Source organism: Streptomyces atratus (assembly GCF_900119365.1).
In the GTDB taxonomy this organism is placed as follows: Bacteria; Actinomycetota; Actinomycetes; order Streptomycetales; family Streptomycetaceae; genus Streptomyces; species Streptomyces atratus_B.
Genome location: NZ_FPJO01000021.1, coordinates 90,487 through 113,554 on the forward strand (window position 1 = coordinate 90,487; position 23,068 = coordinate 113,554).

The following is a 23,068-nucleotide window of genomic DNA, read 5'->3' on the forward strand; positions in this document are numbered from 1 at the left end:
CACCCACCCACCACAGAAGGGAACCCCGTCATGCTCGACCACCTCATCCGCGGAGCGACCGTCGTGGACGGCACCGGCGGGCCCTCGTACCCCGCCGACATCGGCATCCGTGACGGCCGCATCGCCGTCGTCGCCGAACCGGGCACGCTCACCGAGGAGGCCGTCACCGCCGAGGACGCCACCGGTCTCGTCCTCGCGCCCGGATTCGTCGACCCGCACACCCACTACGACGCCCAGCTCTTCTGGGACCCGTACGCCACCCCGTCCATGAACCACGGCGTCACCACCGTGGCCGGAGGCAACTGCGGGTTCACCCTCGCCCCGCTGCACCCCGAGCGCCCCGAGGACGCCGACTACACCCGCCGGATGATGTCGCGGGTGGAGGGCATGGCCCTCAAGGCGCTGGAGGAGGGCGTCGACTGGACCTGGTCCAGCTTCCGCGAGTACCTCGACGCCCTCGAAGGGCGGATCGCCGTCAACGCCGGGTTCATGGTCGGGCACTGCGCCCTGCGCAGGCACGTCATGGGCGCCGACGCGATCGGCGGACAGCCCACCCCCGCACAGCTCGACGCCATGCTCGCCCTGTTCCACGACGCGATGGACGCCGGGGCCTGGGGGCTGTCCACCACCCAGTCCGCCACCCACTCCGACGGTGACGGGCAGCCCGTCGCCTCCCGGCACGCCCTGCCCGAGGAGCTCCTCGCCCTCTCCCGGGCCGTCGGCGAACACGAGGGCACCCAGCTCGAAGCGATCGTCGCGGGCTGCCTCGACCAGTTCTCCGACGAGGAGATCGAGCTGCTCGTCGACATGACCGCCACCGCCGGACGCCCGCTGAACTGGAACGTCCTCACCATCGACGCCGCCGTCCCCGAACGCGTACCGCGTCAGCTCGTGCCCAGCGAACGGGCCCGCCGGGCCGGTGGCCGGATCGTCGCGCTCACCATGCCGATCCTCACCCCGATGAACATGTCGCTCGGCACCTTCTGCGCGCTCAACCTCATACCCGGCTGGGGCGAGATCCTCGCCCTCCCCGTCCCCGAGCGCATCGAACGGCTCCGCGACGCCGCCACCCGCGCCGAGATGCTCCGCCGCGCCGACAGCAAGGAGGCCGGCGTCTTCCGCCGCCTCGCCGACTTCGGCCGGTACGTCATCGGCGACACCTACAGCGAGGCCAACGCAGGACTGACCGGCCGCGTCGTGCGCGACATCGCCGCCGAGCGCGGGCTGGACCCCTTCCACTGCCTCGTCGAGATCTGCGCCGCCGACGAGCTGCGCACGGTGCTGTGGCCGATGCCCACCGACAACGACCCCGCCTCCTGGGCGCTGCGCCGCGAGACCTGGGAGCACGAGGACGTCATGCTCGGCGGCTCCGACGCGGGCGCGCACCTGGACCGGATGTGCGGCGCCCCGTACACCACCCGGTTCCTCGGCGACTGCCTGCGCGGACGGAAGCTCGTCCCCCTGGAGCGGGCCGTGAAGATGCTCACCGACGACCCCGCCCGGCTCTTCGGGCTCCGCGACCGGGGCCGGATCGAGGAGGGCTTCCACGCAGACCTCGTCCTCTTCGACCCGGAGCGCATCGACGCCGGGCCCGCCACCCTCGTCCACGATCTGCCCGGCGACAGCCCCCGGCTCGACTCCCGGGCGATCGGCATCGTGTCGGTCCGGGTCAACGGGGTCGAGACGCTGCGCGATGACAAGGTGACCGGCGCGGTCCCGGGAACGGTGCTCCGTTCCGGGCGCGACACCAGGACGGTGAGCACCGTATGAGCGCAGGGAGCAGGCGTCTGTTCATCGGCGGGCGGTGGACCGAGCCCGAGCACGGCCATTACGAGGTGATCGACCCGGCCACCGAGGAGGTCGTGGGCCTCGCCCCCGAGGCGAGCCGCGAGCAGGTCCACGCGGCGGCGGCAGCGGCCCGGGAGGCCTTCGCCGCCTGGTCGCGCACCCGCCCCGAGGAGCGGGCCGAGATCCTCGACCGGGCCGCCGGTCTGATGCTGCGCGACCTCGACGGCCATGCCGCGCTCGCCCGCGCGGAGAGCGGCGCCACCACGGCGACGGCCCGGGGGATGCAGGTCGCCGTCGGCGCCGCCCGCTTCCGCCGGTACGCCAGGGGCGCCCTGGAGCCGGTGGAGGAGGCGGTCGCGCCGCAGATCAACGAGGCCGGGCCGATGGGGCGGGCCGGGGTCTTCGGGGCGCTCGCCGTCCGCCAGCCGGTCGGCGTCGTCACCTGCATCACCTCGTACAACAACCCCTGGGCCAACCCGGCGGGCAAGGTGGCCCCCGCGCTGGCGATGGGCAACACGGTCGTCGTGAAGCCCGCCCCGCAGGACCCGCTCTCCGTCTACCGGATGGCCGAGGCGCTCGAAGCGGCGGGCGTCCCGGCGGGCGTCGTCAATGTCGTCACCGGATCGGGCCCCGAGGCGGGGGAGGCCGCCGTCGACTCACCGGACGTCGACATGGTCAGCTTCACCGGCTCCACGGCCGTCGGGCAACGCATCGCCGAGGTGTGCGGGCGGGGCATGAAGCGGCAGTTGATGGAGCTGGGCGGCAAGGGCGCCGCCGTCGTCCTCGACGACGCGGACCTCGACTCGGCGGCGGCGGGGATCGGCACCACGTTCTCCTTCTACAGCGGCCAGATCTGTACGGCCCCGACCCGGGTCCTCGTCCAGCGCGGCGTCCACGACGCGCTGCTCGGGAAGCTCGCCGCGTACGCGGCCCATCTGAAGGTGGGCGATCCGGCGGCCAGGGGCACGGTCGTCGGCCCGGTCATCTCGGCCGCCCACCGCGACCGCGTCGAGTCGTACGTCGAACTGGGCCGGAAGGAGGGGGCGAGGGTCGTCACGGGCGGCGAACGCCCGGCCGGGCCGGACCGCGGTTTCTATGTCGCCCCGACCCTGCTCGCCGACTGCACCAACGACATGCGCGTCGTGCGCGAGGAGATCTTCGGCCCGGTCGTCGTGGTCGTCCCCTTCGACGACGAGGAGGAGGCCGTCGCGCTCGCCAACGACAGCGACTACGGACTGATCGACTACGTCTGGTCCTCGGACGTGGCCCGCGCCTTCCGGGTGGCCCGGCGGCTGCGCGCCGGCGGGGTCGGCGTGAACACCGTCGGGCGGAACATGGAGGCCCCGTTCGGCGGGTTCAAGAAGAGCGGTGTCGGGCGCGACGTCGGCTCGTACGCCCTGCACGCGTACAGCGAACTCCAGTCGATCGTCTGGCCCGGCTGAACCGGCACATTGCCGTGGGTGTCCGCTCAGCGGACACCCACGGAAAATTTTGAACCACCGCAAAACGGACAGCGCTGCGGTTCTCGTACGGTGCTGCGAGCGCGCCTCGACCTCTCATCGGAAGGCGTTATTCGCGAATGGCCTTCAATTAATCAAGGTCTTTCCGTATTGTTGCCTGGAATTCAAGGGTGAGACGATGGAGTCTCATCCTCCGGATGTGGAAATCGTAGCGTTTATCGTCCTTTTCATGACTCAGCTGGACGTGCGGCCACAGGCCGGAGATGCGGCACGGGGCTCCGCCCCGGCCGACAGCGGGGTACGCGGCAAGGGCCTCGGCGGGAACTCCGTCGGCCTGATGGGCAGCGCCGTCATCGGCATCTCCACCGTCGCCCCCGTCTACTGCCTCACCTCCACCCTCGGCTCCACCGCGGGAGAGGTCGGCCTGCAGATGCCCGCCGTCTTCCTGGCCGGCTTCCTGCCGATGCTGCTCGTCGCCTTCGCGTACCGCGAGCTCAACAAGGCCATGCCGGACTGCGGCACCTCCTTCACCTGGACGGTCAAGGCGTTCGGCCCGCGCGTCGGCTGGATGTGCGGCTGGGGCCTGGTCATCGCGACGATCATCGTCCTGTCGAACCTGGCGGGCGTCGCCACCTCGTACTTCTGGCTCCTGGCGGGCGAGATCACCGGCAACGACTCGATCGCCGCCCTGGACGACAGCAAACCCGTCCACATCGTGACCTGTCTGGCCCTGATCGCGGTCGCCACGGCGATCAGCTACCGGGGGATGACGGCCACCAAGGGCGTCCAGTACGCACTGGTGGGGCTCCAACTGGTCGTCCTCGCAGTGTTCGTGGCGATGGCCGTGCAGAAGGCGCACAGCGGCGAGTTCGCCTCGTCGCTCGACTTCTCCTGGTCCTGGCTGAACCCGTTCGCCGTGCAGTCCTTCGCCACGTTCACCGCCGGTCTTTCGCTGTCGATCTTCATGTTCTGGGGCTGGGACGCCTGTCTGACCGCCAACGAGGAGACCACCGGCAGCGAGAAGACCCCCGGACGGGCCGCGCTCATCGCGATGGTCGTGCTGGTCGGCTCCTACCTGGCGACCGGGGTCGCCGCCCAGATGGCCGTCGGCTCCGGCACCTCCGGTCTGGGCCTGGCCAACCCCGACACCTCCGACAACGTCTTCGCCGCGCTGGCCGGCCCGGTCATGGGCCCCGGCCTCGGTATCCTGCTCTTCGTCGCCGTGCTCGCCTCGGCCGCCGCGAGCCTGCAGACCACCTTCATCCCGGTGGCCCGCACGGTGCTCGCGATGTCCACCTACGAGGCCCTGCCCGCCTCGTACGCCCGGGTCCACCCGCGCTTCCGTACCCCGGGGAGGGCCACGATCACCGCGGGCGTCGCGACCGGTGTCTTCTACACGGTCATGACCCTGGTCAGCGAGCACGTCCTGGTCGACACGATCTACGCGCTCGGCCTCATGATCTGCTTCTACTACGCGCTGACGGCGTTCGCCTGCGTCTGGTTCTTCCGCGCCGACCTGACCCGCTCCTTCCGCGACCTGGTCTTCAAGGGCCTGTTCCCGGGCGTCGGCGGCATCCTGCTCACCGCGGTCTTCGGCAAGACCCTCTACGACATGTGGGACCCGGCGTACGGCTCCGGCTCGGCGGTCTTCGGGGTCGGCTCGGTGTTCGTCATCGGCGTCGGGCTGCTGGTGCTCGGCGTGGTGCTGATGCTGGTGATGCAACGCCGCAGCCCGGCGTTCTTCCGCGGCGAGGTGCTGACGAAGGAGACCCCGTCGCTGGTCGTCGAGGACTGAGAGCCCCGGCGGCCGGGGCTCTCGCCGAAAACCGCGTGCGGGCGGGTACGGGGACGGGTTAGGGTCCCGGGCATGTACTCCATGTATCAGATCTACGGCTGACACGCGGGCGGGGCATGTACCCCGTCCCGCCGAGTCCGAGTGCGCCCACGGTGATTTCCGCCCGTGGCCGGCGCACCGGACCGCTGTGTCCTGTTCTCCGTAGACCTGAAAAGAGTGATTCTCCATGTCACGTCGTCGTGCCCATGTCGCGATGATCGGCATCCCCGCCGTCAGCCATGTCCTGCCGAGCCTTGAGATCATCCGCGAGCTGGTGGCCCGGGGCCACCGGGTGACCTACGCCAACGACCCGGCGGTGGCCGGGCTGATCGAGGCCACCGGCGCCGAGTTCGTCCCCTACGCCTCCGCGCTGCCGGTCGCCGACAACGACTGGCCCGAGGACCCCGTCGCCGCGATGGGCGTCTTCCTCGACGACGCGGTCCAGGCGCTCCCGCAGCTGCGTGCCGTCTACGACCGCGACCCCGCGGACCTGTATCTCTACGACATCGGCGCCTACCCCGCGCGCGTCCTCGCGGAGACGCAGGACCGCCCCCTCATGCAGCTGTCCCCGACCTACGTGGGCTGGGAGGGCTACGACCAGGACGTCGCGGCGCAGCTGTGGCAGCTGCCGGGCGCCGACGCGTACCGGGCGAGGTTCACCCGGTGGCTCGCCGACTGCGGGGCGTCCACCACCGACATGGACGCCTTCTGCGGCCGGCCCGCGCACACCCTGGCGACGATCCCGAAGGCGATGCAGCCGCACGCCGACCGGGTCGACACCCGCACGGTCACGTTCGTCGGCCCCTGCTTCGGCACAAGGGCGGGGGCGTGGACACGCCCCGCCGATGCCGGGAACGTGCTGCTGGTCTCCCTGGGGTCGGCGTTCACGAACCGGCCGGAGTTCTACCGCCAGTGCCTGGCCGCCTACGGCGACCTGCCCGGCTGGCACGTCGTGCTCCAGATCGGGAAGTACACCGACCCGTCGGAGCTCGGCGCCATCCCGTCCAATGTCGAGGTGCACTCCTGGGTGCCCCAGCTCGCGATCCTGGAGCAGGCCGACGCCTTCGTCACCCACGCGGGAATGGGCGGCAGCAGCGAGGGACTGTTCACCGGTGTGCCGATGATCGCCGTCCCCCAGGCCGCCGACCAGTTCACCAACGCGGACCGGCTCGTCGAGCTCGGGGTGGCCCGCCGCATCGACACCGACGAGGTCACCGCCGAGGCCCTGCGGACCGCCCTGACCGAACTCGTCGCCGATCCGGAGGTGGCCCGCCGCTCCGCGCTGCTGCGCGCCGCCGCGCGGGCCGAGGGCGGCACCCCACGGGCCGCCGACCTCATCGAGGAGCTGCTGGGCTGACCCGCTGTTCCCCGTCCCCCTCGGGCACGGGACCACCTCAGGCGTGAGCCCTGACGTCGTCCACGATGTGCTTGTCCAGTGCGGCTCGCACCAGGGCCGCCGCGAGCACGGCGATCCCGCGCCCGTCCGTCCGCTCGCCCCGGCCGGCCCCTCGCGCCGGCCGGGGCGGCTCGGCGGACACCGCCGGCCTCGCCAGCTCCGCCAGCTCCGCCAGCTCCGCCGGGGAGGCGGGCAGCCCCAGCCGCTCGGCTCCCTGGAGCGCCTTCCCGTCCACGTACGGCGCCGTCTCCGGCCATACGGCCTGCACCTCGCGTACGAAGATGTCCGCGCCGGCCGGGCCGATGCCCGGGGTCCGGCGCAGCCCGGCCCGCAGGGTGTCCAGGTCGCCGTCGGCCTCCGCGCGCAGCCGCCGCAGATCACCCCCGTACTCGTCGAGCAGGAGCCGTGCCCCGTCGCCGAGCTGGGTGGCGGTCCGTTCGTCGTAGCGCCGGTAGCCGCCCTCGCCCAGCGCGTCCACCCGCTGCTGCCAGCTCGCCGCGGCCATCCGGTGCGGCGAGCGCATGCCGTGGTCGAACAGCGCACGCGCCGCCGACACCGCCGCGGAGGCGCGGATGCGGGCGCTCAGCAGATCGCTGAGGACGAGGAGCTGGTACAGCGGCTGCGGGGTGTTCCGCAGCCGGATCCCGGCCTCGGCCGCGTACGTGGTTCCGTAGCGGGCGAGCAGGACCTCCACGGTGTCGCGGGCGGTCACGGGGACCCGCTTCCCTCCTCGGCCGCGACCTGGGCCAGGGTGCGGCCGGTGCGGGCCGAACGCGCGAGGTAGGGGTCCGGCGCTTCGGGGCCGTCCTGGGTGGCCCGCCCGTCCTTGGCCTTGATCAGCATCCACACCTCCTCGCCCGGGGCGTCGCCGCCCTTGAAGCGGGTGAGGGCGAACTCGCCGTGCAGCCTGGTCCCATCGAGCCAGAACGTCGCGTGCCCGTCCTCCAGGGACTGCTCGAACGGCACCGGCGCGCCCGACCGGTCGTGGCTGAGCGGCCGGTAGGTGCCCTGGTCCCAGACGATCACCGTGCCGCCGCCGTACTCGCCCTTCGCGATGACGCCCTCGAAGGTGCGGTACTCCAGCGGGTGGTCCTCGGTCGGGACGGCCAGCCGCCGCTCGCGCGGGTTCTCCGAGGGGCCGCGCGGCACGGCCCAGGACTTCAGTACGCCGCCGACCTCCAGCCGGAAGTCGAAGTGCATGTGCCGCGCCTGGTGGATCTGTACGACGAAGCAGGGCGCCGCGCCCGTCCGTGCCCCGTCGCCCGTCCGGTCGCCGTTGCGCGTCCGGTCCTCGTGGTCGCCGGTCGCATTCATCCGGACACCTCCTACGGCAGCCCCTGCCCGGTGCTCCTTCCACTGTGACGCCCCCGGTCGCGAGGCGCACCGGGACGGGTACCGGCACCGGCCCGGCCGTGGGTATTCGCGGGTCCGGCGGTGGTGCAGGGCCGGTCCTGTGCGCGGCGGCCGGGTGTCGGCTCGCCCGGGGCTGGTATCGAGCTCTTTGTTGGGTAGACTGACCTACCCAATCAAGGAGGCGAGCGGGCATGGGCGAGGCGAAGGCCGAGGAGAAGCAGCCGGTGAAGCGGCGGCGGGGGGCGGCGCGCGGGCGGATCCTCGACGCCGCCGCGCGCCGGTTCTACGCCGACGGCGTGGCCGCGACGGGCATCGACACGATCACGGCCGAGGCCGGCGTCGCCAAGATGAGCCTCTACAACAACTTCGACTCCAAGGCCGACCTCGTCCGCGCCTACCTGGAGGCCAGGCACGAGGAGTGGCTCGGCCTCTACCGGCACCGGCTGGCCGCGGTGCGGGGCCCGGCCGACGCCGTGCTGGCCGTCTTCGATGCCTACGCCGACCACGCCGACTTCGCCTACGAGCACGGCTTCCGGGGCTGCGGACTGCTCAACGCGGCCGCCGAACTGCCCAATGGGCACGAAGGCCGGGCCGTGGTGCGCCGCCACAAGGAGGAGGTCGAGAGCCTGCTCTCCGCCCACCTCCGGGAGCTGCTGCCCGGCCAGGAGGAGCGGGCCCGGGTCATGGCGGAGCACCTGGCGTTCCTGCTCGAAGGGGCCATCGTGCGTGCCGGCCTCGAAGGCGACGACGCACGCATGCGCAGCGCCCGGGACCTGGCGGCATCCCTGGTGGGCGCCCTGTGACCCGGCCCGCCGGGCGCACCGCCGGACCGGGCCTCGGCGCACTCGCGGTCCTGCTGGCCTCGGTGCTCTGGGGCACCACGGGCACCGCGGCGACCTTCGCGCCCGAGGTCGGGCCGCTGGCGATCGGCGCCGCCGCGATGGGCCTGGGCGGTCTGCTCCAGGCCCTGATGGCCGGACGCGGCATCGCGCGGGGCCGCGCGCGACTGAGGGCGCAGGGGCGGATCGTGCTCCTCGGGGGAGTGGGTGTGGCGCTGTATCCGCTCGCCTTCTACACCTCCATGCACCTGGCCGGTGTCGCGGTCGGCACGGTCGTCTCCATCGGCTCGGCCCCGCTGGCATCGGCCCTGATCGAGCGGCTCGCCGACGGCCGGAGCCTGTCCCGGAGGTGGATGACGGGGGCCGCCCTGGGGCTGGCCGGCACAGTGCTGCTCTGTGCGGCCGAGGCCGCGCAGGCCGGCAGCGGAGCGGGCACGGGCTCCGCCCGGCAGACCGTCGTGGGCGTGGGCCTCGGGCTGGTCGCGGGCGTGACGTACGCCGTGTACGCGTGGGCGGCGCACCGCCTCATCACCCGCGGCGTCACCTCGCGGGCGGCCATGGGCGCGGTGTTCGGCCTCGGCGGGCTGATGCTCGTACCGGTCCTGCTGGCCACCGGCGCACCGCTGGTCGCCTCCTGGGCCAACGCGGGCGTCGGGCTCTACATGGCGCTGGTGCCGATGTTCGCCGGGTACGTCCTGTTCGGCTTCGGCCTGTCCCGCATCCCGGTCAGCACCGCGACGACCCTGTCCCTGCTGGAGCCCGCCGTGGCGGCCGTCTTCGCGGTCCTGGTCGTCGGCGAGCACCTCCCGGCCCTCGGCTGGACGGGCATCGCCCTCGTCATCGCCTGCCTGGGCGTGCTGACCGCCCCGTCCCGGCCCGTCCGCGTACGGGCACGCGGCGCGGTGGCCCCGGCCGCCGTCCCCGCCGTGGACGAGCGGGCGTAGGCCCTGTCCGCGAAGTCCCGTCGTGCGCGTACCGGGGCTCAGCCCAGCAGCTCACTGATCGCCGTCACCAGTGCCTCGCCCGTCTGCTGGACGGCCGTCCCGGCCACCAGCGCGGGCAGGGAACGGACCGCCATGCGCAGGGCGGGGCGGAAGCCCTCGCTCTGAGGGTCCGTCAGGGTGCCCGCCAGCGTCGTCGTCTGGTCGCGCAGGGCTTCCAGGTCCGCCAGCAGGGCCGCATTGCGGTCGATGTCCGCGCGGAAGGAGGCCAGAAGGGCGGCGACTGAGTCGAGCGGGGCGTTCCCCTGGCCGGCGCCGGTCTGGGTGATGTGGGACAGGCGGTGGCCGACGGCGTTCTGCGCGGTGCCGGTGTTGTCGCCGCCGATGCTGATGCCGGACCCCGGGGCCCGTGCGGGCTCGGAGGGCGGGTTCCGGTGCGGAAATCCTGGGCTCATGGGTACTCCTTCGGTCGAGGCGGGCGCGGTGGGCGCAGTCTGTGCCACCTGGGCCAGTGTCAGACCGCCCGCGAGCTGGATCCCCGCGTTGTTGTCGCCCAGCACCTGAATGCTGTTGATCACTGTGTGCCGGTCGGAGAGCGCGTCCGTCGCGAAGCCGTGGCGTTCGAGCAGGGCCTCCACGGCGCCGAGGACGGCCGCCTGCATGAGTTCGACATGGCGTGCCGCATCGCTGCTCTGGTGCACATCGGGAATCGTGGGCAGGGAGAGGAAGTCACGCAGGCTCAGCGGGCCGTCGGCGCCGGCCGGATCGGCCCCGGCCGGGTCGGTCTCCTTCACCGGTCTCGCCCACAGTCCCGCCATCGCGCGCAGACCTTCGAGCACCGCGGAGCCGGTGGGCTCGGGCAGCGGCAGCAGCGGTGCCATCACCTGCGGCCGCAGGGTGAGCCCTAATTCACCGGCCTGGAGCGCCGCGTGCACGAAGAGGCTCACCACGAGCTGCCCCTGCCAGCTGACGCACTGTGCCCGCAGATACAGCCGCTCGGGCCGGCCCAGCCCACCCGCCGTCTCCGATGCCCCGGCCCCGCCCCGGCCGCGCTCCAGCCACAGGGCGGCCGGCAGGGCGAGCACCTGGGCCACGGAGAAACCGGGCAGTGGCTCGGTCTCCGTGAGGTCGTCGGGCCTGCCCGCGCCCCGGCCGACGGTGCTCATCGCGGCCTCGATGCCTGCCAGCAGTTCTGTCTCGCGCAGCGCCACGACGGGCCGGCCGGAGCGCCCTGGACGCAACGGCACGCGGATCTCCACCGCGCCCCGGGATTCTCGGCCCGCGCCGATGAACCGGCCCTGGCCGTCGTACGGCAAGGCGGTGCCGTTCTGCTGGAGACCGACCCGCTCCACGCGTCTGCGGGCCCTCGGGCCGATGGAGGGCGACCGTTCCCGGGCACCACCCTCCCGGCCTGCCCGATCGCGCGCCGACCGGGCTACCACCGCGTCGGCGACGTACACCAGGGCCAGAGCGGACCCGAGCACGAGCAAAGGCGCATTCTGTACCAAAATCTCGTACTTGTTCTTCTGATCCTGCGGCCCCACCAGCACGAACAGCAAGTTCGGTGCCCGGAAGGCAAGCCACAGGCAGAGCAGTGTCAGCGGTGGCCAGTTGGAGCCCAGCAGCCGGGCGAGGCAGAGCGTGGCCAGCAGGATCAGGGGCGGCAACGGTTGCCAGACCGCGACCAGGCCGAACACCGCCGCCACCGCGACCCGGCGGAGCAGCCGCCGCCGAAAAGCGCGCACCGCGTGCGTGAGGACCGGCACCAGGTCGAAGCCGTACGAGGGAACCGAGCGTGCCGGGTCGCGCAGCATCTCCCCGGCCAGCTGGGACAGTCGCCGCCCGGCCCAGGGCGCGACGGAGGCCGCCGGGCGGGTGTGCATCGCCATGCAGAGTTGCCGTGTGACCTCGGAACCCGCTGCCTGCGGCGGCGGCCCGCCCGCCGATAACCCTCCGGTTGCCAACCTGAATCGCTCCCCCGGCGCGCGGCGTGTACGACCTCTGATGGGCATTGTCGCCTCACGGACCCGCTCGCGCCATAACTTCTCACCGCGGCCGGGCATGGGAGACACACGGACGGCCCGCGGCCGCGTTCCCTCGGCGTCCTGCCGAGCCACCTGTCCAACTGCCTTTTTCGGCAGGGGACTTCCTGACACACTGTTCGCCTTCACCGGCGCCGGAGGTCCTGCGGCGCGGGGGACAGGGGGACGCGGGGACAGTGGGCTCCGCGGGGGACGGAGGACAGCTGTGGCGCTGATGGAGCGGGACCGGGAGATCGTCGAGCGCTACCTGAAGCCGCCGGAGGAACGGATCCTGGACGACCGCCTCATCCAGGGCATCCAGCTGACCCGGTTCTGGTTCGGGGTCTCGATCGCGATGCTCGTGGAGATCCCCCAAGTAGGGGCCCGCGACATCCCGCTCGTCGACTGGCTGGCCAACTGGGCCGCGTCCGGCGTGGTCAGACTGCTGGCGGCCCCCTTCCTGCTGCTGGTGACGGTGCCCCTGGTCGTCGCGGCCTTCCTCGCCTTCGTGAGCGGCGCGGACCGGCGGCGGATGACGGGGCGCCTGCGCGGGCCGTCCATCGCGGTCGGGATGTTCCTGGGCCACTGGCTGCTGCTCGTGGCCACCGCGATCGGCCCGTTCTGGCTCGGCCACCACACAAGCGTGCTGGTGGGCGGACTGACCTTCCTGGCCGGGCTCCCGCTGCTTCTGCGGGCCATCGGATTCGTGAGCATGTCGGTGCCGTGCGTCGCCCGCTACATGTTCCGCACCATGGAGATCCATCAGGCGCTGCCCGCGCTGCTGACCGTGGTGCTCTCGTGGGAGCTGCTGCTCGTGGGAGAGCTGTTCCCGGTCCACATCGTGAAGAACGGCTACGACAGCCCCCTGTGGCTGTCGCTGGGCGGTGCGCTGGCCACCACCGCCGTCGCGGCCTGGGAGATCGGCCGGCTGCGGGCCCGCCACGGCATACGCCTGCGCACCCTGCCCAGCGCCTGAGCGGCCTGCCGCTACCCCTCCAGGAGAAGCTGCCGCGCGCCCCGCCGGACCACCCCCGGAACCCGTGCCCGCCCAGTGCGGTGCCGCGCTCGTCGAAGATGCCGATGTCGAGGGCGTTGCTCTGCGTCCCGGCCGGTACGGGAGTCTTCTCGTACGCGTACGAGACGGCGATCTCCCGCACTCCGCACGGTACTTCGACCGGCAGGTACACGAAGTCGGGCGACCCGGCCGGCAGGGTGCCGCGCACGGTCCTGGTCCGGTCCGTCCCGTCGTTGCCCCGGTTCGGGGCGGTGGCGTCGGCGAAGCTCACAGTGCCCAACGTCAGAGCGGTGGCGGCCGTCCCGACGAGAAGGCCGCGCCTGGCCATCGGGTGGCCGTGAGCGGAATGCGATGCGGACATGCGAAGGGCTCCCCGGGTGTCGCGTGCGGCACAGCGCGTGCGGCAAGGAACGACGCGCACCCGAAACCCTGACGGCCGGCGGTGAACCATGGAAGAACGCCGGGATACCTGAACGGGCCGGTCCCTCAACTCCCCGCTTCCCCCGTCCCCCTGACCTCCCGCATGCTCGGCTTTCCGCACCGCACGGCATACGTTGGGGCCCCAGGGCCTGTCACCGGATCACGACGGAGGTGTCCTCATATGCGGATCGCCACAACGATCTTCCTCACCGATGAGACGATCACGCCGCTGCGGCTCGCCCGCGAGCTCGAACAGCGCGGCTTCGGCGGGCTCTACCTGCCCGAGCACACCCACATCCCGACGAGCAGGGACACCCCCTACCCGATGGGCGGCGAACTCCCGCCCGAGTACGCCCGCACCCTCGACCCCTTCGTCGCCCTCGCCCAGGCCGCCGCCGTCACCGAGCGCCTCGCACTGGGCACCGGCATCACGCTCGTCGCCCAGCACGACCCGATCGGCCTGGCCAAGCAGACCGCGACCCTCGACCACCTCTCCGGCGGCCGGTTCACCCTGGGCGTCGGCTACGGCTGGAACGTCGAGGAGGCCGCGGACCACGGCGTGGACTGGCCGGCCCGCCGCGACCTCGTCCGCGACCGGATGGCCGTGATGCGCGCCCTGTGGGCGGACGAACCCACGGCGTACGAAGGAGAGTTCGGCTCGGTCCGGGCCAGCCACGCGTACCCGAAGCCGGTCCAGGAGCCCCGCGGCCCGGTGAACGGCCCGCGCACCCTGATCGGCGGCGCGGCGGGCCCCAAGCTGTTCGCCCACATCGCGCAGTACGCCGACGGCTGGCTCCCCATCGGCGGCCGGGGCCTGACCGAGTCCGTACCGAAGCTCCGTGAAGCCTGGGAGGCGGCGGGCCGCGACCCGAAGCACCTCCAGGTCGTCCCGTACGCGGTCCTCCCGAGCGCGGGCAAGCTGGTGCACTACGCGGACCTGGGCATCGAGGAGGTCGTGCTGCAGCTGCCCCCGGCGGACGAACCGGAGGTCCTGCGCGCGTTGGACGGCTATGCGCAGTACCTCTGAACGACCGCCCCGGCGGGCACGGGCACGGGCACGGGCACGGCCACGGGCACGGGCACGGGCACGGCCACGACCCCGGCCACGGCCCGGTTGATTGCGGGTGCAACCATTTGCCCGTAGTCGGCATCTTCCTCAGTTAAGGATCACATGCGGGTGAGTACGGGAGTGGATCGAGGATGAACAGGCCGTTGCGGCACATAGCCATATTCTGCGGGCTGCTGGTGATGGCGCTGCTGCTGCGGGCGAACTGGCTCCAGTACGTCCAGAGCGAGCCCCTGGCCACTCATGAGAAGAACCGCCGGGTGAAGATCACCCAGTTCGCCACCCCGCGCGGCGACATCGTCGTGGGCAGCGACGCGATCACCGGTTCCAAGGCGGTCGACGGGACGGACTTCAAGTACAAGCGGACCTTCAAGCAGGGCCCGATGTACGCCCCCGTCACCGGATACGCCTCCCAGTCGCAGGGCATGTCCCTCCTGGAGAAGACGTACGACAGCATCCTCAGCGGCCAGGACGACCGCTTCGCGTTCCGGCACGCCAAGGACATCATCACCGGCGAGCAGCGGCGCGGCGGCGATGTGATCACCACGATCGACCCGAAGGCGCAGAAGGCCGGTTACAAGGGACTGACCGACCTCGGCGCGCGGGGCGCGGTCGTCGCGCTGGAACCGAGCACGGGGAAGGTCCTGGCCCTCGTCTCCACCCCCTCGTACGATCCGTCCGTCTTCGCCGGGAACTCGTTCAAGGAGGGGGACAAGTTCCAGGCGCTCGTCAAGGACAAGAGCAAGCCGCTGGCCAACCGCCCGCTGCGGGAGACCTTCCCGCCCGGCTCGACGTTCAAGATCCTCACGGCGGCCGCGGCCCTGGAGAACGGCGTGGTCACCGATGTCGACGCGCGGTCCGACGCCGTCTCCCCGTACCCCCTGCCGCTCTCCACGAACAAGATCGGCAGCGAGGCCGGCGACGCGGTGTGCAACAAGGCGTCCATGAAGACCGCGATGCAGTACTCCTGCAACAACGTCTTCCTCGACGCGGCGTCCAAGGTCGGTGCCGAGAAGATGCGGGAGACCGCGGAGAAGTTCGGCTTCAACGCCGATGTCTACTCCGAGGAGTTCGGCGACATGCTCGCCACCAAGAGCCTCTACCCGAAGGAACTGGACAAGCCCGGGACCGCGCTGACGGGCATGGGGCAGGGCAGCCTCACCAGCACGCCGATGCAGATGGCGATGGTGACGGCCGCCCTCGCCAACGACGGCAAGCTGATGCAGCCGTACATCGTGGACGAGCTGCGCGGCCCCGACCTGTCGGTCCTGGAGAAGAATGAGCCGACGCTCAAGAGCCAGGCCGTGTCCGAGGAGACGGCGAAGAAGGTCCAGGAAATGATGGAGTTCACGGCCAAGGAGGGCAGCGCCCAGCGCGCCCTCATCGACGGTGTCACGGTCGGCGGCAAGACCGGGACGGCGCAGCGCGGTGTCAACGTGAAGGACGAGGTGCCGTACGGCTGGTTCGTCTCGTACGGCAAGTCCGGCGACAAGTCGGTGGCGGTCGCGGTGTTCATCGACCCGACGGCCATGGACATCTCCCGGTCCGACATCTCCGGTGGCCGGCTGGGTGCGCCGATCGCGAAGAGCGTGATGAAGGCGGTACTGGGCAAGTAGCCCGTGACCGGAACCGAAATTCCTCGGGTGGCCCGGGACGCGTGTGCGATGATCACGTGCGCTCATCTTTACGAGTCGCGCACATCTCGCTTGTGTCCCGGGCCGTCCCGCGTTCCCGCGCTTGCGCGTCGTTCGTGAAGCCCCCGGCAGAAGCGCACACTTCACCGGTCCGGGGGAGCGGAATGCCCAACCATCCACGCACGGCGGCGAGATCCGGGAGATCAGGCAGATCGGCGGCGTACGCCACGCTGTTGCTCGCGCTGTCGGTCCTGCTCTCGCTGCTGATACCCGCGAGCGCCGCGCAGGCGTACGCCCCCGCAGCGACGGCGGCCGATGCCCCGGCCGACGAGGACTGTGCCGCCCTGCCGCTCTCCGGCTTCGGTGAGGCCGCCCCGGCGGAGGGCAAGCCGACGATCCCGGGCGACGGCACGGCCTGCTTCACGTTCACGGCCGGGGCCGCCGGGCTGCACAAGGTCGTGCTCGTCGGCGGCGCCAACGCCGGCACGTACACCCATGTCTACGACGGCGGGACGGAGATCGACTGCTACGACCCCGAGTGGGGCGCCGGCTGGTGCCGACTGCCCCGCTCGGGCGACTTCACGCTCCGGCTGTTCAACGACTGGTCCGAGCCGAGCAGGCCCACTGTCGCCGTCGTCCCCCTCGCCACCACCGAGGGCTGCGCGCCCGAGATCGGCACGTCCTGGGACACCGCACCCGTCGTCGGCTCGGCGGCCGGGCCGACGGCCATCCAGTGCCAGCCGTTCGCGGGCAAGCCGGGTGAGCGGATCACCAACAAGATCAGGCCGTCCGCATACGGCCAGAGCCTGTCGTGGATCACCGACGAGACCGGCGCCCGGATCTGCCCGCACTTCAACGAGGACAACAGCGAGGGCTGCGTACTGCCCGGCGACGGCCCGTACCGGGTCCTCTCGCAGGTCAGCGAGGCCGAGCACGGCTTCCCCGCCGAGTACACCCTCGCCGTCCGCCGAATCTCCGACCCGGCCGGCTGCACCCGCCCCGCGCTGAACGGATACAACTCCGGCCCCACCGCCGCCGATCCGGCCCACGGATGCCGGACCTTCACCGCCCCGGCCGCCGGACGCTACGACGCGTACGCCGTCCACGACGGCGTACGGTCCGTGCTCGCCGTGTACGACCGGGACGGAAAGACCGCCTGCGCCACCTGGGACGTCTGCACCCTCCCCGCCGCCGGTGACTACACCGTCTTCACCGACGCCCCCACCCTCGTCATCGACCACTCCGCCACCACCGGCTGCGAGCCGGTCGAACTCGGCGTGCACCGCTCCGAGTTCACCGTCGGCGGCGAGATCGACTGCCTGTCCCTGCCGCTCCCCGAGGGCGCCCGGCTGGCGGTGCTCGAGGCTCTCTACGGGCCCGCGCCCCACCCGGACGTGACCCTCGTCGACGCCGACGGCATCCAGCGCTGCGACCCGTCCCGCCTCACCGACGGGACCTGCGGACTCACCGGCAAGGCCCCGTTCCGGGCCCTGGTCTCCACCGACAGCGAGTCGAAGCCGACCGGCCCGTACACCCTCGTCCTGCACCGCACCGACGCGGCGGCCGACTGCCCGGCCCTCCCGGCGGGCGACTTCACCGCGACCGGCCCCACCGCCCGCGTCACCACCGGTGACGGCGTCTTCTCGCGCTGCCTGAGCATTCCGGCGAACGACCACAGCACCCAGGAGAACATCCAGCTCCAGGCGGAACCCGGCACCACGGCCCTCGCCCAGTTCACCGTCCTGGACGTCCAGGGCAAGCAGATCTGCTCGGCCCGCGCCTCCGTCTCCAGCTGGACGACCTGCGCGCTGACCCCGGGTGTCGCCCACACCGTGCTGGTCACCGGCCGCGACACCCCCGCCGAGTACATCCTGGCCCGCCGCGACGTCACCGCGACCGCCAAGGGCTGCACCGCGAACCCGGCGACGAAGCCCGGCGGCCCCTCCGCCGGCGGCACCATGGGCGCCCCCGGCGAGCTGCGCTGCCGCCAGGTCACCACCGCCGACGCCAAGGACACCCTGCACATCGACGTCCGCGACCCGCTCGGCACCGCCAACGTGGTGGTGTACGGCGCCGACGGCACCCCGCACTGCAACAAGAACCAGGCGTGCGCCGTCACCGGCTCCACCCACTACCAGGTCCTGGTCACCGTCCCCGCGACGCTGAAGGCCCCCGACTCGTACCGCTTCGACGCCCTGCGCATCGCGGGCCCGGACGGACCGGCCGCCGAGTGCGAGAAGGTCGCGAGCATCGCGTACGGCTACGGCCCGGTCACCGGCACCCTCGACGAGGAGCACACCGCCGTCTGCGCCGCGCTGCCCACCGCGTACAGCGACCGCTTCACGATGGACATCAGCGACACGACCGGTGCCACCGATACGGCGGTGCCCGCGCTGTACGACCCGAGCCTCGACAACGGCTGCACGTACTCCACCTCCAGCGGCTACTCGTGCAGGGTGATCGAGAGCTACTCCAGGGAGCTCACTCCGAGCATCCTGGTCCTCTCCCTGCCGGAGAAGGCCTCGCGGACCTCGTACAAGGCCGAGGCGGTCTGCCCGGGGCTCTGCGGCATGGAGCGGGTGACCGTCACGAAGCTCACCCCGGCCACCGGCGCCTCCGGTGCGAGGACGACGGTCACGGTCACCGGCACGGCCCTGCACAAGGACCACCGCCTCGTGCTGCGGAACTCCGGCCGGGAGATCACCGGGACCACGGTCTCCGTCTCGCCCGACCGCCGCACCCTGACCGCCGAGCTGGACCTGACCGGCGCGGCCGAGGGCGCCTGGAGCGCGAGCGTCATCACCCACAACGGCGGGGAGTACTCGCGGGGCGACTTCACCGTCACCTCGGCCCCGCTCCGCAACAGCGCACCGCCGACCATCGGCACCACCGCCCGCGTCGGCGACCGCCTCACCGCGGCCCCCGGCACCTGGGCCCCCGCCCCGACCTCGTACGCCTACCAGTGGAACGCCGACGGGCAGCCGATCACCGGGGCCACCGCCGCCGCGTACACCGTCCCGGTCTCGCTGCTCGGCAAGAAGATCGGCGTCACCGTCACGGCCCGCCGCACCGGCACGGCGGACGTCCCGGCCACCTCGGCGGCGCTCACGGTCGCCAAGGGCGCGGCGCCCAGGGTGACGACCACCCCGAACATCACCGGCACCATGAAGGTCGGCGCCAAGCTGACCACCACGAACGGCAGTTGGATGCCCGTCGCCACCTCCTACGGCTACCAGTGGAAGGCCGACGGCAAGGCCATCAAGGGCGCGACGGCGTCGACGTACACCGTCCCGGCGTCGCTGCTCGGCAAGTACCTCACCATCACCGTCACGGCCCACCGCACCGGTCACGCCGACGGTTTCGCGACGCCCGCCTCGGTGAGGGTCGCCAAGGGCAGTGCGCCCAAGGCCACCAAGCAGCCCACGATCTCCGGCACCGCGAAGGTGGGCCGCACCCTCAAGGCCGCCCACGGCACCTGGACGCCCACCCCGACCTCGTACGGCTACCAGTGGTACGCGAACGGCAAGGCGATCTCCGGCGCGACCAAGTCCTCGCTGACGCTCAAGTCCGCCCAGCGCGGCAAGAAGATCACCGTGAAGGTGACCGCCCGCCGCACCGGCCACGCCAGTGGTACCGCCACCAGCAAGGCGACCAAGGCGGTTGCCCGCTGACGTAGTCGAGCTGAACGCAAGGGCCGGGCGACCCGCACCAGACGGTGCGGCGCCCGGCCCTTGCGCGTACGGGCGCCCGGCGTTCGCGGCCTGTTGCCGAACGTCAGTGGGGCATCAGTGGAGCATCAGCGGGATTGGTCATCATGTGGCCGCTGCGATCGTCGGCCCCCGTGGGCAGACGATCGCAGCGGCGTGGTTGCGAGGAAAGTTCATGGCATCCCCCGCCGCGAATGCTTCGCATACGCGTCGTCCGGAATGTGACATTCAGAGAGGGCACGTTGAGAGCAAAGATCGCCAAAATCGCGGCGGCCACACTGCTGGCCGTCGGCTCCGCCGCCGTGATCGTCGCCACCGCCTCCGCCTCGGAGGACACCGAGACCCCCGTCCCGGCATCGAGCGCTTCAGGGCAACCGGAACCCGCCCCCACCCTGACCGAGTCACCCCGTTCCACGCTCGCCCCGGAACCGGGCAGCACAACGGCATCACCTCCGGAGCCGGGCAGCACCACGACGCCGCCCCCGGATCAGAGCAGGACAACGGAACCGCCCCCGGAGCCGGGCCAGACGACGACACCGCCTCCGGAGCAGGGCGAGTCACCGGAACAGCCGTCGCAGAGCTACAGCGGAGCAGCGAGTTTCTTCAGCGCCAACGGGGTGCCGGGGGCGTGCGGCCAAGCCATCAGGGACAGCGATTTCGTTGTTGCGCTCGACCACCGCATGTTCGGATCCGGATCATCCGAGTCTCCTCAGTGCGGCAGGAAGGTCGTGGTCACGCACAACGGAAAGTCCATAACCGCGACGGTCCTTGACGCGAGCCCAAGTACTTCGGACATGTACGGCCTCGATCTGACGCCAGGCGCATACGAGGCGCTGGCCTCCCTCGACCAGGGGACGATCGACGTCACCTGGCGTTTCGTGGAGTAGTCGGCTCGCTCCTGAGTAGAGGTTTTCGGTAGGTCTCACGCGGCGGGGCCCGGTCGGCCGGGTCCCGCCGTGCGGATTTCGGGGTGGCCGGAAGCTCTCGGGCTTCGCCGCGGCCGGTCGCGCCGCCGGGGAAGCAATCAGCGGCACAGCGGCATCGGTATGGATATGCACGGAATGGCTTCTTTGTACCCGACCGGACCTGTGGCGTCACGCCCTGGACTTGCCCGAAATGACAGGTATGGGGCCCGTCGGTACGTTCGCCGCAGGTCGGCCGTCCGGCCGACGTCTCTGAGACGGAGAGAAGTGACATGCCCTCGCGTACCTTCACGGTGGCCGCCGCCGTAGTCAGCACAGCGGTCCTTGCCACCGGCATCACCTATGCCTCGACCGACAGATCCACCCAGGCCGAACCGGCCACCGAGCGGGCCGAGCAGCCCGCCCACCGGGCCGCCCCGCCCGCCCGGCAGGCCGCCCCCGCACCGGCCCCCCTCGGCAGTGAGAGCGGAACGGAGAGCAAGGGGGACAAGGGCGGCGACGACGAGGGCTCCGACCGCGGCGGGCGCGACGACGAGGACGGCGGCCGGGGCGGGCGCGACGACGAGGGCTCGGACCGGGGCGGGCGCGACCGCGGCTACGACCGGAAGAAGGAGGAGAGGATCTACTTCAACGAACGGGAGTACTCCGCCTATCCGGGAGGCTGCGTCCCTGCGGCCAGCGGGCTGGGATCGAGCAGCTTCAGCATCTACAACGACAGCCGGCATGCGGTCGAGGTCTTTCGGGGGTTCGCCTGTGACGGCGGTTCTCCGGTCGCCACGGTCGGCCCCTACGGCAGCACCTACGGTGTCGTGACCCCTACCGTTCGAGGCGGCGGGTTCATCGACAACGGCGTCGTGGGCAGCTTCCGGGTGATCGGCCACGACGAGGAGTGGTGACGGCCCGGAGCACCGCGAGACACGGGAAGCGGCGGGCCGGGAACTCTCAGCTCCCGGACAGCAGCGACGGCAGCTTGCGCATGTCGTCGAAGACCACGGTGTCCGGGCCTTCCAGCCAGTGCGCCGGAGTCAGCCCGCCCGCGAAGCCGAATGCCCGCATCCCGGCCGAACGGGCGGCCTGCACACCGTACTTGCTGTCCTCGACGACCGCACAGGCGGCGGGGTCGACCCCCATCCGCCGGGCCGCGTGAAGAAAGAGATCGGGGGCGGGCTTTCCGCGTGCGACCTCGGTGGCGCTGAAGATGCGTCCCTCGAAGTGCGCGTAGAGCCCGGTGTGGCCCAGGGTGTGGCGCATCTTGTCGTGGCTGCCGCTGGACGCCACGCAGGCGGGGAGCGTGAGGGCGGCCAGCGCTTCGTGGATCCCGTCCACCGCGACGAGTTCGGTCTCGACCGCGTCGCGGTGGAGGTCCTCGAAGCGCTGCTGCCAGGCGGCGGAAGCGCCGGGCAGCCGGGCATCGACCAGCTCGCCGATGGACTTGTTCGACCGCCCCACGAACTTCTCGACGACCTCCTCCGCCGTCAGCGGCCACCCGAGCTCGGCGCCCACCTGGACCTGGATGCGTACGGCGATGCGCTCGCTGTCGACGAGTACGCCGTCGCAGTCGAATATGACGAGTTCAGGAGCAGTGATCATCCGCTCAGGATAGGGAACGGGGCGTGCGGATCGTCGGCCGATTCTTCTCGGCAGTCGCGACAGTCGCCCGGGGTGGGGGAGCGGAAGGCCCGGTCGCAGCGGTCGCAGTTCTGGAGCAGGACCGTGGGGTGATCCGGGGTCGGCGGGGGCGGGAGGAGAGCGGTGAGCCGGTACCGGAGCAGCTTGGCGGGGCGCTTGAGGGGCTGGGGCAGATCGTGGGTGAGAGCGTGCCGGAGGGCGGCGGGCGTGGCGCCGCGCTCGAACCAGGTGGCGGCGGCGGGGGCGAGGAGGACGACGTCCTTCTCCGTGAGGGTGATCTCGGCCGTGTGCCGGTGGAGATCGGTGAGCAGCGCGGTGGCGGCGCGGAGGTACTGGGGGAGCGGGTTGCGGGGCTGGGGGAGCGGCGGGGGTGGGGGTGGGGGTGTGGGCGTCGGTGGGGGCGGGGGTGCGGGCGTTGCGGCCACGGGGGCGGGTGCGGGTGCCTGGCGGCGTGGCTTGGGTGCCGGGGGCGGGGCCGGGGCCGGGTGGCGTTGCGCGGTGCCGGTCGGCTGATTGTAGGAGCAAGTACGCGTGACGACCCGGCCGTTGGGCAGCCGCTCGCGGGTACGGCTCAGGTAGCCGTGGGCCTCCAGTTCGCGTAACGCGGCGGCGATACGGGCCTCGCTGTCGGGGAAGCGTTCGGCGAGCTTCTTGATGCCGATGCGGGCGCCGCTGGGCAGTGACTGGATGTACGTGGACAGTCCGATCGCCAGCAGGGACAGTTCGCGGTGCTGGGCGAGGTGGTTGCCGATGATCGTGAACCGGCTGGTCTGGCGGGTGTTGACGTGGAGGACGCCGGACACCGGCGAGCCGCCCTCGCGAACGGAGGGCGCGGAGCGTGCGGGCACGCTAACCTGCTGTGTATCCATCGGGAAGGTGCTTCTTCCTTGGTGGTCAGGCCCTCGTTCGGGATCTTCACTCCCGGCCGGGGGCCGACATGCGTTGGGGCTGTGTTGGCGTGAGCATATGCCCGCAAGCTGCCCCGAAATCCAGCTGAGTTGGCCGATGTCACCCGTGCGAGTGACAGGTACCCGCAGGTTAC

At 71.7% G+C, this 23,068-nt stretch carries 17 protein-coding genes and 1 pseudogene; 12 read left to right on the forward strand and 6 right to left on the reverse strand.

Features of this window, described 5'->3' with window-relative positions; all coding sequences use genetic code 11:
• Positions 1 to 30 precede the first annotated feature (30 nt).
• The 4 genes from BT364_RS28695 (at position 31) to BT364_RS28710 (ending at position 6,439) form a co-directional block, all read left to right on the forward strand.
• A complete protein-coding gene (locus BT364_RS28695) occupies positions 31 to 1,770 on the forward strand; it encodes an N-acyl-D-amino-acid deacylase family protein (RefSeq protein WP_072488140.1) in 1,740 nt (579 codons plus the stop codon).
• Positions 1,767 to 3,230: an aldehyde dehydrogenase family protein gene (locus tag BT364_RS28700; protein ID WP_072488141.1), complete on the forward strand. Its 1,464-nt coding sequence runs from the start codon at positions 1,767 to 1,769 to the stop codon at positions 3,228 to 3,230. Before BT364_RS28695 ends, BT364_RS28700 begins: the two co-directional genes overlap by 4 nt.
• 247 nt (positions 3,231 to 3,477) lie before the next feature.
• The gene (locus BT364_RS28705) at positions 3,478 to 5,043 is read left to right on the forward strand and encodes an APC family permease (protein WP_072488142.1); all 1,566 of its coding nucleotides are present in this window, start codon (positions 3,478 to 3,480) and stop codon (positions 5,041 to 5,043) included.
• A 226-nt stretch (positions 5,044 to 5,269) separates the two neighbouring features.
• Complete coding sequence (locus BT364_RS28710) at positions 5,270 to 6,439, forward strand: macrolide family glycosyltransferase (RefSeq protein WP_072488143.1); 1,170 nt, start codon at positions 5,270 to 5,272, stop codon at positions 6,437 to 6,439.
• 37 nt (positions 6,440 to 6,476) lie between these two features.
• On the opposite strand, the gene BT364_RS28715 is transcribed toward BT364_RS28710, so the two are convergent.
• Together BT364_RS28715 and BT364_RS28720 are read right to left on the reverse strand one after the other, a co-directional pair.
• Entirely contained in the window at positions 6,477 to 7,190 is a 714-nt protein-coding gene (locus BT364_RS28715; RefSeq protein WP_072488144.1) for an HhH-GDP family DNA glycosylase, read from the reverse strand.
• Entirely contained in the window at positions 7,187 to 7,792 is a 606-nt protein-coding gene (locus BT364_RS28720; RefSeq protein ID WP_072488145.1) for a DNA polymerase ligase N-terminal domain-containing protein, read from the reverse strand. Before BT364_RS28720 ends, BT364_RS28715 begins: the two co-directional genes overlap by 4 nt.
• A 230-nt stretch (positions 7,793 to 8,022) precedes the next feature.
• Between BT364_RS28720 and BT364_RS28725 the strand changes: the two genes are divergently transcribed.
• Together BT364_RS28725 and BT364_RS28730 are read left to right on the forward strand one after the other, a co-directional pair.
• The gene (locus BT364_RS28725; protein WP_072488146.1) at positions 8,023 to 8,634 is read left to right on the forward strand and encodes a TetR/AcrR family transcriptional regulator; all 612 of its coding nucleotides are present in this window, start codon (positions 8,023 to 8,025) and stop codon (positions 8,632 to 8,634) included.
• Positions 8,631 to 9,614 carry a DMT family transporter gene (locus BT364_RS28730; RefSeq protein ID WP_072488147.1) on the forward strand — a complete coding sequence of 328 codons (984 nt, stop codon included), beginning with the start codon at positions 8,631 to 8,633 and terminating at the stop codon, positions 9,612 to 9,614. The genes BT364_RS28725 and BT364_RS28730 overlap by 4 nt, the downstream gene beginning before the upstream one ends.
• A gap of 38 nt (positions 9,615 to 9,652) precedes the next feature.
• Here the strand turns inward: BT364_RS28730 and BT364_RS28735 are convergent, their stop codons facing one another.
• On the reverse strand, positions 9,653 to 11,500 hold the full coding sequence (locus BT364_RS28735) for a hypothetical protein (protein WP_256260260.1): 1,848 nt from the start codon (positions 11,498 to 11,500) through the stop codon (positions 9,653 to 9,655).
• A 358-nt stretch (positions 11,501 to 11,858) separates the two neighbouring features.
• On the opposite strand from BT364_RS28735, the gene BT364_RS28740 reads away from it, so the two are divergent.
• Entirely contained in the window at positions 11,859 to 12,608 is a 750-nt protein-coding gene (locus tag BT364_RS28740) for a hypothetical protein (protein WP_072488149.1), read from the forward strand.
• Positions 12,609 to 12,633: 25 nt separating this feature from the next.
• Here the strand turns inward: BT364_RS28740 and BT364_RS43385 are convergent.
• Positions 12,634 to 13,008 (reverse strand): annotated as a pseudogene (locus BT364_RS43385) (CehA/McbA family metallohydrolase); the annotation flags it as partial.
• 240 nt (positions 13,009 to 13,248) lie between these two features.
• On the opposite strand from BT364_RS43385, the gene BT364_RS28750 reads away from it, so the two are divergent.
• The 5 genes from BT364_RS28750 to BT364_RS28770 all read left to right on the forward strand — a co-directional run bounded on the left by BT364_RS28750 (position 13,249) and on the right by BT364_RS28770 (position 21,293).
• Positions 13,249 to 14,094 carry an LLM class F420-dependent oxidoreductase gene (locus BT364_RS28750; RefSeq protein WP_072488150.1) on the forward strand — a complete coding sequence of 282 codons (846 nt, stop codon included), beginning with the start codon at positions 13,249 to 13,251 and terminating at the stop codon, positions 14,092 to 14,094.
• A gap of 173 nt (positions 14,095 to 14,267) precedes the next feature.
• The gene (locus tag BT364_RS28755) at positions 14,268 to 15,749 is read left to right on the forward strand and encodes a peptidoglycan D,D-transpeptidase FtsI family protein (protein ID WP_072488151.1); all 1,482 of its coding nucleotides are present in this window, start codon (positions 14,268 to 14,270) and stop codon (positions 15,747 to 15,749) included.
• Between the two features lie 182 nt (positions 15,750 to 15,931).
• On the forward strand, positions 15,932 to 19,438 hold the full coding sequence (locus tag BT364_RS41780) for a hypothetical protein (RefSeq protein ID WP_072488152.1): 3,507 nt from the start codon (positions 15,932 to 15,934) through the stop codon (positions 19,436 to 19,438).
• A gap of 278 nt (positions 19,439 to 19,716) precedes the next feature.
• Positions 19,717 to 20,361, forward strand: coding sequence for an RlpA-like double-psi beta-barrel domain-containing protein (locus BT364_RS41785; protein WP_177328264.1), 645 nt, complete (start codon positions 19,717 to 19,719; stop codon positions 20,359 to 20,361).
• Between the two features lie 308 nt (positions 20,362 to 20,669).
• Positions 20,670 to 21,293, forward strand: a complete 624-nt coding sequence (locus BT364_RS28770; protein WP_072488154.1) for a hypothetical protein — start codon at positions 20,670 to 20,672, stop codon at positions 21,291 to 21,293.
• A gap of 46 nt (positions 21,294 to 21,339) precedes the next feature.
• Here the strand turns inward: BT364_RS28770 and BT364_RS28775 are convergent, their stop codons facing one another.
• Positions 21,340 to 21,987, reverse strand: a complete 648-nt coding sequence (locus BT364_RS28775; protein ID WP_072488155.1) for an HAD family hydrolase — start codon at positions 21,985 to 21,987, stop codon at positions 21,340 to 21,342.
• Positions 21,984 to 22,895, reverse strand: a complete 912-nt coding sequence (locus tag BT364_RS41790) for a DNA-binding protein (RefSeq protein ID WP_072488156.1) — start codon at positions 22,893 to 22,895, stop codon at positions 21,984 to 21,986. The genes BT364_RS28775 and BT364_RS41790 overlap by 4 nt, the downstream gene beginning before the upstream one ends.
• Between the last annotated feature and the right edge of the window lie 173 nt (positions 22,896 to 23,068).

What these genes read in the sequence shown, in the direction of transcription:
- BT364_RS28750 (WP_072488150.1), top strand. Translation starts at nt 13,249, where the DNA reads ATGCGGATCGCCACAACGATCTTCCTCACCGATGAGACGATCACGCCG.
- BT364_RS28735 (WP_256260260.1), bottom strand. Translation starts at nt 11,500, where the DNA reads ATGGCGATGCACACCCGCCCGGCGGCCTCCGTCGCGCCCTGGGCCGGG.
- BT364_RS28695 (WP_072488140.1), top strand. Translation starts at nt 31, where the DNA reads ATGCTCGACCACCTCATCCGCGGAGCGACCGTCGTGGACGGCACCGGC.
- BT364_RS28720 (WP_072488145.1), bottom strand. Translation starts at nt 7,792, where the DNA reads ATGAATGCGACCGGCGACCACGAGGACCGGACGCGCAACGGCGACCGG.
- BT364_RS28755 (WP_072488151.1), top strand. Translation starts at nt 14,268, where the DNA reads ATGAACAGGCCGTTGCGGCACATAGCCATATTCTGCGGGCTGCTGGTG.
- BT364_RS41790 (WP_072488156.1), bottom strand. Translation starts at nt 22,895, where the DNA reads ATGGATACACAGCAGGTTAGCGTGCCCGCACGCTCCGCGCCCTCCGTT.
- BT364_RS41780 (WP_072488152.1), top strand. Translation starts at nt 15,932, where the DNA reads ATGCCCAACCATCCACGCACGGCGGCGAGATCCGGGAGATCAGGCAGA.
- BT364_RS28770 (WP_072488154.1), top strand. Translation starts at nt 20,670, where the DNA reads ATGCCCTCGCGTACCTTCACGGTGGCCGCCGCCGTAGTCAGCACAGCG.
- BT364_RS28700 (WP_072488141.1), top strand. Translation starts at nt 1,767, where the DNA reads ATGAGCGCAGGGAGCAGGCGTCTGTTCATCGGCGGGCGGTGGACCGAG.
- BT364_RS28710 (WP_072488143.1), top strand. Translation starts at nt 5,270, where the DNA reads ATGTCACGTCGTCGTGCCCATGTCGCGATGATCGGCATCCCCGCCGTC.
- BT364_RS28775 (WP_072488155.1), bottom strand. Translation starts at nt 21,987, where the DNA reads ATGATCACTGCTCCTGAACTCGTCATATTCGACTGCGACGGCGTACTC.
- BT364_RS28705 (WP_072488142.1), top strand. Translation starts at nt 3,478, where the DNA reads ATGACTCAGCTGGACGTGCGGCCACAGGCCGGAGATGCGGCACGGGGC.
- BT364_RS28725 (WP_072488146.1), top strand. Translation starts at nt 8,023, where the DNA reads ATGGGCGAGGCGAAGGCCGAGGAGAAGCAGCCGGTGAAGCGGCGGCGG.